Below are 2,169 nucleotides of genomic sequence, written 5' to 3'. Positions count from 1 at the left end.
GGCTGGCTTCCTCGACCGGCTGGCGTTGACCGGCGATCCGGAATCGGTGCTGCGCGGCTTCTTCGTGCAGGCAAGGCGAGAAACCGACAGGCCGACGCTGGAGGCGATTGTCCGTCATTTTTCGCAACCGTCCCTGAACCGCGTCATCGACAGCCTCGAGCGTGCGGCCGCCGCCGATGAGTTCGCGGCAAAGACGCTGGCGACGATCCGCACCCGCTCGCCGACCAGCCTGCGCGTCGCCTGGCGGCAGATCAGCGCCGGACTGACGCTGTCCATGGAAGCCTGCATGAAGATGGAGTTCCGCATCCTCAACCGGATGCTCGCCGGCCATGATTTCTACGAAGGCATCCGCGCTGCCATCATCGACAAGGGCTCGAAGCCGCAATGGCGGCCGGCAAGCCTCGCAGCGGTCAGCGAAGCGGATGTCGACGCCTATTTCGCTCCGCTCGGCGAACGGGAACTCCTGATATGAGCGAGGTGACCTCAAGGCGCATCGTTCTGCAGCCCTCGGGGGTGGAGGTGATCTTCGCCTGGTTCCAGCGCGTCATATCGGGCTACTGCCTGCTGTTCGGCATTCTCTACTGGATCAAGCTGATCGGCTTTTATCCGGGCACACTGTGGCGTTTCGACCTGATGCCCGTGCACTGGCAGGTCGCGGCGGTGGTGCTCGCCGTGTTCTTTCCCTTTGCCGCTGCCGGCCTGTGGATGCTGGCGTCCTGGGGCCCGGTGATATGGTTCATTTGCGCGGTGACCGAGACGGTCATGTACGCCGGCTTTCCCGAGTTGTTCGGCCACCGCTTGCTGATTGTCGTCTCGCATGCGGCGGTGGCGGTGCTCTACGTCGTCTTTCGCGTCGTCATCTACCTGCAGAAGCGCCCGGTCCGCCACTAAGCCGTTGAACCCATTGGCGGCCCGGCTGTCGCCTCGAATGAGCCCTGCAATCGTTGCCGAAATCTTTAGGTTAATTATCCTTGCTCGGGTGACCGTTCGTTAAGCCTCTTCCGAAACCTCTTACCGGTAAGCTCTTGTTAGCCCTAGCGTTTAAGTCGAATTTTATGAGTATTCGATAGTGTCGCGATCAAGGTGAAAAACAAAAAATCACCAGGGCGACAAACGAGAGGCAAAGACAATGATCAATTCGCGTCCGGCGGCGAAGACCGCCAACGTATCCGACGATCGCCGTGAGGCTATCCGTTCCCTGTACATGGAATCGCTGCAGCTTGTTGAACGGCTGCACCGCCGCCTGCTTGATGTGATCAAAGACGAATTCGACCGCAACGGCCGTTCCGACATCAATGCCATCCAGGCACTGCTGCTGTTCAACATCGGCAATTCCGAACTGACCGCGGGCGAGCTGCGCTCGCGTGGCTACTATCTCGGCTCGAACGTCTCCTACAATCTGAAGAAGCTGGTCGATCTCGGCTTCATCAACCATCAGCGCTCGCGCATCGACCGCCGTTCGGTCCGTGTCTCGCTGACGCCGAAGGGCAATGAGGTGGCCGAGGTCGTCGCCGGCCTCTATGAGCGTCATGTCGGCTCGATCGAACAGGTCGGCGGCATCAACACCGATGAGTTCAAGCAGATGAACCGCGCTTTGCAGCGGCTCGACCGCTTCTGGAACGACACCATCGCCTACCGGATGTAAGGATGTAAGACATCCGCCGCATCGGATCCGGCCCGCGCCACAGAAGCGCGGCCGAAATATCGACCTTCAGTCAGGGCCGGTGCCGAGAGGCATCGGCCTTTCTTTGATTTGGCTGGTCATTGCACCGCGTGGTCGATCGCCGATCGATACCCAAAAAGCACGGTCCGTTCTTTTCGGAATGCTGGCCGGTCGGATTTGGCCGCAAGGCCACGTTGCCGCCATATTCCAATGGAACCGAGAATGGCAGTGATGCTGTGGTGAAGGCCATGCGTTCACCCGCAGCCCGTATCGCGCCTGTGCATTGTCACACCAAGCTGATACGGACCATGGTTGGCTAATTGTTAAGATTGCCAATTTTACAGTGCGGGCGAGATCGCCCGGTGATCAACGCAGCAAGTGATCGAACTGCTACCAATGTCTGGAACGTCCATGAAAACCAGCCGTCGTTTTTTCCTGTCCGGAGCCTCCGCGCTCGCAGCCGCGGTGGTCGCCGGCGGCGCCAATGCGCAGGATGTGATCGGTGA

The 2,169-nt window shown here is 59.9% G+C and carries 4 protein-coding genes; all 4 read left to right on the top strand.

Annotation, left to right across the window (positions count from 1 at the left end; all coding sequences use genetic code 11):
* Positions 1 to 472, top strand: a 472-nt coding sequence (locus ENZ74_RS29920; RefSeq protein ID WP_164761316.1) for an enoyl-CoA hydratase/isomerase family protein, incomplete at its 5' end; no start/stop codon positions are given.
* Positions 469 to 891: a DUF6163 family protein gene (locus tag ENZ74_RS29915; protein ID WP_024504684.1), complete on the top strand. Its 423-nt coding sequence runs from the start codon at positions 469 to 471 to the stop codon at positions 889 to 891. The genes ENZ74_RS29920 and ENZ74_RS29915, both read left to right, overlap by 4 nt.
* Before the next feature lie 238 nt (positions 892 to 1,129).
* Positions 1,130 to 1,645 carry a winged helix DNA-binding protein gene (locus tag ENZ74_RS29910; protein ID WP_008875359.1) on the top strand — a complete coding sequence of 172 codons (516 nt, stop codon included), beginning with the start codon at positions 1,130 to 1,132 and terminating at the stop codon, positions 1,643 to 1,645.
* A 429-nt stretch (positions 1,646 to 2,074) separates the two neighbouring features.
* On the top strand, positions 2,075 to 2,169 hold a 95-nt coding region (locus ENZ74_RS35845; protein ID WP_127313219.1), incomplete at its 3' end, for a twin-arginine translocation signal domain-containing protein.

Origin of the sequence: Mesorhizobium sp. M7A.F.Ca.CA.002.15.2.1 (genome assembly GCF_003998715.1) — a bacterium.
GTDB classification, from domain to species: Bacteria; Pseudomonadota; Alphaproteobacteria; order Rhizobiales; family Rhizobiaceae; genus Mesorhizobium; species Mesorhizobium ciceri.
The sequence above is the reverse complement of the archived record's forward strand: the minus strand, read 5'-3'. Positions and strand labels throughout refer to the sequence as shown.